Genomic DNA, 6713 nt, shown 5'->3' on the forward strand with positions numbered 1-6713 from the left:
ATGCCAACTTTAAATAAACGGGTGATCATGGATCACGAAGCACCAAACCGCTCTACCGCTATTATAAACGGAAGAAGCTCAAATATTTTAAACTGGGATGATGTTGCTTATTCATGGGCCTATCCTAAATATAAAAAAATGCTGTCTAACTTCTGGACACCGTTTGAAATCAATATGTCCCAGGATATGAAGCAGTTTCCTGAGCTTGAAGAACATGAAAGGGAAGCATTTTTAAAGATCATTGGTTTGCTTGCGTTACTTGACAGTATTCAAACCGATTATGCAGGAAAAGTAGCCGATTATTTAACGGATTCCAGCTTAAATGCACTAATGATTATGCTTGCCCAGCAAGAAGTTATCCATAATCATTCCTATTCCTATGTGCTTTCAAGCCTGGTTCCGAAGCATGTACAAGAAGAAGTATTTGAATATTGGCGAAGCGAGCCGACTTTACGGAAAAGAAATGACTTTGTAACAAATGGGTATAAAGATTTTGCGAAGGAACCGAATGTAGAAAATTTATTAAAATCGATTGTTTATGATGTTATTCTAGAAGGCTTATTCTTTTATTCCGGTTTTGCTTTCTTTTACAATCTCGCCCGCAACCAAAAAATGGTTGCAACAAGCACAATGATTAACTATATTAACCGTGATGAACAAATCCATGTAGATTTGTTTGTGAAAATCTTTAAAGAAATTCTTGCAGAAAACCCAGAATACAATACACAGGAGCTTGCCTCTTTTGTTCAGGAAACATTTACAGAAGCAACCAAGCTTGAAATCGAATGGGGCAGGTCCATTATCGGTGATCATATTGACGGCCTAAATATGCAGGATGTTGAAGACTATATTAAATTCTACGCAAATGTCCGCGCTAACCAGCTCGGCTTTGAACGCCCATTTGAAGGATATCGGACAAACCCGCTCAAATGGATTAAAGCCTATGAAGAAGTCGACCTGGGAAAATCCGACTTCTTCGAACAAAAATCAAGACAGTACACGAAAGTGAATCATGTTGATAATGGGTTTGATGATTTGTAATAATCGAAAGACGCTCGATTTTTCTCGAGCGTTTTTTTGATTATACTCGTTTATTCGAGACTCTACTGAATTATCGGTGAACTTCTACGACCTATGAGTGAACTTCCACTTCCTATGCGCCAAATCATGTCTTCTATGAGCGATCTTTCATGTTCTATGAGCGAATGCACTGATTCTATGCGCGATCTCTTTTCTTTGAGCGAACTCCCATGTTCTATGCGCGACATCGGATGTTCTATGAGCGATCTTTCATGTTCTATGAGCGAATACTCAGATTCTATGCGCGATCTCTTTTCTTTGATCGAACTCCCGCAGCTTATGCGCGAAATCGGATCTTCTATGAGCGATCTTTCATGTTCTATGAGCGAATGCACTGATTCTATGCGCGATCTCTTTTCTTTGAGCGAACTCCCATGTTCTATGCGCGACATCGGATGTTCTATGAGCGATCTTTCATGTTCTATGAGCGAATACTCAGATTCTATGCGCGATCTCTTTTCTTTGATCGAACTCCCGCAGCTTATGCGCGAAATCGGATCTTCTATGAGCGATCTTTCCTGTTCTATGAGCGAATGGTATGATTCTATGCGCGATCTCTTTTCTTTGAGCGAACTCCCATGTTCTATGCGCGACATCGGACCTTCTATGAGCGAACTTTCCTGTTCTATGAGCGAATGCTCTGATTCTATGCGCGATCTCTTTTCTTTGAGCGAACTCCCATGTCCTATGCGCGACATCGGACCTTCTATGAGCGATCTTTCCTGTTCTATGAGCGAATGCTCTGATTCTATGCGCGATCTCTTTTCTTTGAGCGAACTCCCGCAGCCTATGCGCGATATCGGATGTTCTATGAGCGATCTTTCATGTTCTATGAGCGAAACCTTGATTTTAAGCGTAATCTTCGAATTCTCCAGCTTCAGAAAAGAACTATTCCTTCGCTCTTCATCCAATAGTGTTTCTGACTAAAAAATTTTATGCCGGTTTTAAATAAATTGTTAACTATTTGTCACATTTACCAATTGGAAATACGTTACACTTGTAACGTAACTTTTTAAAAAAATTAGGAGATTATTGCGACTTATGTCGAGTTACAACGCCTGCCCCAAGCCGTTCCTTCCCAAAAGGCAGGGACAGCATTTTCGTGAGCCAAATCTTGTATTTCCAAAGGTCCTTCAAGGAGCTCTGAGCTTGTTCGTGAAAATAATAATTGGAGAGATTTTTTATGAGTGTTAAAGAGAGAAAAAGCGCCCCTTCAATTTTGTACCTGGCTGTAAAAATATTCGGCCTCTTGTCTTTATGCTTTGCGCTTTTATGGATATTGGATTATTCCAAAATTTTAGGAGTTTCCCAGACTACCTATTCTATTGATAATAATGGGGAAATAAGAGAAACAAAGAATGCCAGCAAAACTCTTCCACGAGATAATGTTGTCACGCTTCGCGAGAATGAATTGAAAGAAGAGCAACAAAAGGAACAGTTCAAAAAAAATTTGAAGAATGAAAAAACTGTTTATCTAACATTTGACGATGGACCCACACCCAGTACGGAAAAGGCTATCGAAATTTTGGATAGACATCAGATCCAAGCGACCTTCTTTATGCTCGAACCAAATATGAGAAAGTATGAGGATACTGTAGAAAAATTACATACGAAGGGTCATACGTTGGGCCTCCATGGCGTAAGTCATGATCAGAAAAAGTTTTATGCCTCTACGACATCAGTTATCAATGAAATGAATGTAGCGAACCAAACTTTAGAAAAGATAACAGGAATTCGTTCAAGTTTGGTCAGAACCCCTTTTGGCAGTAAACCTAATCTATCAGATTCACAAGCACAAGCTCTAACATACTCAGGGTTCACTTATTGGGATTGGAATGTAGACAGTTTTGATTGGAGATACAGAAATAGTCAGTATGTGGATGAAGTATTAGAACAAGTAAAAACCACAGAAAAGGATTTTCCCGAGCAGCCGATTGTCATTTTAATGCATGACCGGGCTGAAACCGTTCAATCTCTTAATCTACTCATTACTTTATTAAAAGACCAAGGCTACAAATTTGGTAAAATTCAAGACGGGATGGAGCCTGTTCATTTGCATTGAAAAACTATTTGGATGCTTCCAGGCAAACTCAATCATTGGGCTGGATTGCGTCCAAGACATAAAAAATTCACTTTTGCACCTTTGTCAACTTTCTCAGATATTGAGTGATTGATGCTTATTTTCAGCCGTGTTTCTTCCTATATATAAAAAGCTTGTTGACAAGCTTAAATTTCAAAGAAACTTAGCGTTTGTCAACAAGCTGATTTGCATGGTTCAAGAAAAAAACCGTTTTTTTTTAGTTTTCTACTACAACTTTCACTTGTTTGCTTTCTTTCCCGGTAGAATCGGTTGCTGTTACGTAAAGGACAGTTCCCGCTTTTTGTTTCGGAATCTTAATTGAAAATGTTCCCTTGCTGTCTGCTTTAGCAGTAGCTAAAACCTTTCCGGATTTATTTTTTACGCTTACGACAGAATTGGAAATTGCTTTTCCTGTGACAGCCGCATCGTGAATGGTGACAGGATTGACTTCGGGCTCTGCTAGAGGGAGTCCCTCTTTTACAACCGTTTTAACTGAGGTTTGAGCCGGACCATTGGATCCCTTCACATGGATTACTTGGTTTTTCTTTTGAACTGGTATTTTGACAGTAAATTTTCCATTTGTTCCAGCCGTTGCCCTGCCCAATAGTTTGTCTCCGCTCTTCACTTGGACTTTAGTTCCTTCTTTGGCGGTACCGGTTACCGTATTCTGATTATCGTAAACTTTATTTACCGATACATTCAAATCAAGAGCACTCGCAGCATGGAATGCGTTTAGGCGTCCATTTCCAGAAAGCCAGTCAATGCCTGGAATTTTCGGATCAGAGATTGGCTCCCCGTTTTCATCCACTGGTTCTTCCTGCCCGCCGTCTACACTTTCAAAAGAAATGTCGTCCGCTGTTTCACCAAGAACTTTTTCCACTTCTTTAGGTTTCAAGTTTGGATCCTGGGAAATCAATATACCTGCCGCAGCAGACACATAAGGAGCAGCCATTGAAGTTCCGCTCATGTATGTTACATTTCCATCAGGGAGCAAACTAGGAATATCCGAACCGGGTGCCACGATATCAAGTCCTTTCCCATAATTGGAAAACTCGGCAACTACATCAAGTTTGTTGCTCGCTCCGACCGAAATCACATAACGGGAAGAGGCGGGATATCCAAGCTCGGCTGCCCCATCATTCCCACTTGCAGCAGCCACTGTTACGTTCTTGGATGCTGCATACTTCAAAGCATATTCAATCACACGGCTGTATTGTCCTCCAAGGCTTAAATTAATCACTTTTGCCCCCTTGTCGACCGCATGTTTGATCCCAAGAGCAATCTGTTCGGTGTCTCCAGCTCCTGTTGAATCCAAAACTTTAACAGGAATGATTTGAGCATTTGGATTCAGGCCTGTCATGGAGTAGCCATTATCATTTTCTGCTGCAATAATTCCCGCAACATGGGTACCGTGTCCCTGATCATCCATCGCATTGTTATTACGAGCGACAAAATTCCTACCTAAATCAGTCCTGACATTGTCTTTCAGGTCAGCCAGGGTACTGTCTACGCCTGTATCCACAACAGCAATCAGCGTATGATCCAGTTTTCTATTATCTAGCAAGTTTTTCATAGGCTCATATTTTATATCTGCACCAGTTGTGCCGCCATCCTGTGACTTATTGTTCAACGGCCACTGATATGGATATTGAATATCGTTTGATAGCTTGCGATATTTCTTGACCGGCTCAGCAAATTCCACTTCCGGCATTTCGGCTAGCAGGTCTACTGTGCTCCTTACTTGTGCTTCATTAACTTTAAAGGTGCCATCAGATCCTTTCTCACCAGGAACTTCAATGGAGTACATATCATCAAATAGCTCGTCGCTCTCTTCTACAATGGACAGGCCATTTGATAAAATGCCATATTCCTTTTGTACCGAATTCAAGCTTTTTCCATCTTTCAATTTAAAAATTACTTTACTAGATTGACTGGTATTTAGTGGAGAAAGTTTATGCTTGGTTAACAAATCACCTGCTGATTTCCCCTCAAGGTTTCTTAGTCCAACTTTTTCATCCAGTTTCTCCACTTCATCTTTGATAAACCCCGGGACAGATTTAATAGTCACATCGTACAAATTGTTAATCGCTTGTTGTTCTTTTTCACTGATGGTATGGGAGCTGCTAGTCCCATTTTCAGCCACATCTTCAAATAGAGGCTTTAAAGTGACAAGATTTTTATATACCGAATTTCTATCTTCCTTGCTTACAATCAGTTTGGAAACAAGAAAAGGGGCTGTTTTGTAATAGAGATCAGATAGCTTTTTGCCCTCTTCCGTTTTATTGAGCAATTGATCTCTGATCGTTCTCAGCTGAGACAAAATTTCTTTCCCCGCCTTTTGGTCATCCATACTGACTTCCACAGGGCAAGATGGCGCCTGTTCATTTGCATTCATATCAGAAGGCTGGATCTTGATTCCTTCATAGCTGACGGTATATTCCGCTTTCTTTGGTTTCGTCTGGGAGTTATTGGAGTCAGCTCCATTTGTCAATGTCTCTTCAGGAGGTACTTCACCCAGGTATTGTACTTTTATATAATAGGGGCCATCCCAGGCATGGGGAATTCTTACCAAAGTTTCCTCTTTCCCCGCAGTATCGGCTCTGAATTGATCAAATGTTTCGCCTTTTTCGGCCTTTTCCTTGCTGGAATAAACAGAAATAGTAAGGAGATTATCACTTTTAACTTTTAAATTCATGTGAGAATCATTTAATATTTCCTCCTGCTTTGGAGCAATTTTGTACCAATGAGCTTGCTCCGGTTGTTCTAGAACTCCATTCTGTTCTTTTCCTTTTGTTAGGCTTGTTGCTTCTCCAAGCTCTTTTCCAATAGACGTTTCACTAGCCATGCCTGCAGTATTAGGAACAAACAGACTGAATATAAGCATGCATACGAGGATCCTTGTCAAAAGCGAGCTGATTTTTTTGTTTCTCATTTGATAACCTCCTGCAAAAATTTTGAATCTCTTGCAGGTTACCATGATTTACCTTAAGTAATAAACTGTAAATGGTACTAATTTAAACAGGCATAAACTAGGTGTTTCTATGGTAGAAAAATTTCCCTTTTTTTGATTCATAATGAAAACGTCATATCACTTACAAGTAAAATGTTTAAAGGAATCAGGACATTTCTACCAAATAAGATAGTCAAAAAATGACACAGACGAATCATAGTTTTTTGCCCCGACACTACTTAAGGCACCGAAAAATAAGGAGCAGCTTTTTTGAGAATCTTTTTCATTTTGAGGTCCCTTAGGTTTTGGCAAACCTTTTTGATCAGTTACAATAAAGATGTTTAATTCTGCCCTTATAATCACACAAAACACCGTCTGTTAACATATAACGGGTTTACTTGTAAGGTGCAAAACGGCAAATCACAAACCTAATCACATAGCAAAACTCATAAATTTTACAACACAATAAAAAAGGGGCTTAGAGATGCAAATATCTCTAAGCCTTTATTAAATTTTCACTTTTTTAAGTTGTACAAGTTAATTAACCGCTAAAGCGAGTTTGATAAATAAGCGGAGAAATTTCTCTTATTTATCTAATAGCAC

4 protein-coding genes are annotated in these 6713 nt (G+C 39.6%); 3 read left to right on the forward strand and 1 reads right to left on the reverse strand.

Going from position 1 to position 6713, the window contains the following annotated elements; translation table 11 throughout:
- From IC621_RS24780 to IC621_RS24790, 3 genes are all read left to right on the forward strand, one after another.
- Complete coding sequence (locus tag IC621_RS24780; RefSeq protein ID WP_191162548.1) at positions 1 to 1041, forward strand: ribonucleotide-diphosphate reductase subunit beta; 1041 nt, start codon at positions 1 to 3, stop codon at positions 1039 to 1041.
- A gap of 93 nt (positions 1042 to 1134) precedes the next feature.
- Positions 1135 to 2007 carry a hypothetical protein gene (locus tag IC621_RS24785; protein ID WP_191162537.1) on the forward strand — a complete coding sequence of 291 codons (873 nt, stop codon included), beginning with the start codon at positions 1135 to 1137 and terminating at the stop codon, positions 2005 to 2007.
- A 256-nt stretch (positions 2008 to 2263) separates the two neighbouring features.
- The gene (locus IC621_RS24790; RefSeq protein ID WP_191162539.1) at positions 2264 to 3142 is read left to right on the forward strand and encodes a polysaccharide deacetylase family protein; all 879 of its coding nucleotides are present in this window, start codon (positions 2264 to 2266) and stop codon (positions 3140 to 3142) included.
- A 235-nt stretch (positions 3143 to 3377) separates the two neighbouring features.
- On the opposite strand, the gene IC621_RS24795 is transcribed toward IC621_RS24790, so the two are convergent.
- Positions 3378 to 6092, reverse strand: a complete 2715-nt coding sequence (locus tag IC621_RS24795) for a peptidase S8 (RefSeq protein WP_191162541.1) — start codon at positions 6090 to 6092, stop codon at positions 3378 to 3380.
- Positions 6093 to 6713 lie beyond the last annotated feature (621 nt).

Origin of the sequence: Metabacillus arenae (assembly GCF_014773385.1) — a bacterium.
In the GTDB taxonomy this organism is placed as follows: Bacteria; Bacillota; Bacilli; order Bacillales; family Bacillaceae; genus Metabacillus_D; species Metabacillus_D arenae.

Bases quoted from the DNA above. Each gene is read 5' to 3' on its own strand.
- IC621_RS24780 (WP_191162548.1), top strand. From the start codon at position 1: ATGCCAACTTTAAATAAACGGGTGATCATGGATCACGAAGCACCAAAC.
- IC621_RS24785 (WP_191162537.1), top strand. From the start codon at position 1,135: ATGAGTGAACTTCCACTTCCTATGCGCCAAATCATGTCTTCTATGAGC.
- IC621_RS24790 (WP_191162539.1), top strand. From the start codon at position 2,264: ATGAGTGTTAAAGAGAGAAAAAGCGCCCCTTCAATTTTGTACCTGGCT.
- IC621_RS24795 (WP_191162541.1), bottom strand. From the start codon at position 6,092: ATGAGAAACAAAAAAATCAGCTCGCTTTTGACAAGGATCCTCGTATGC.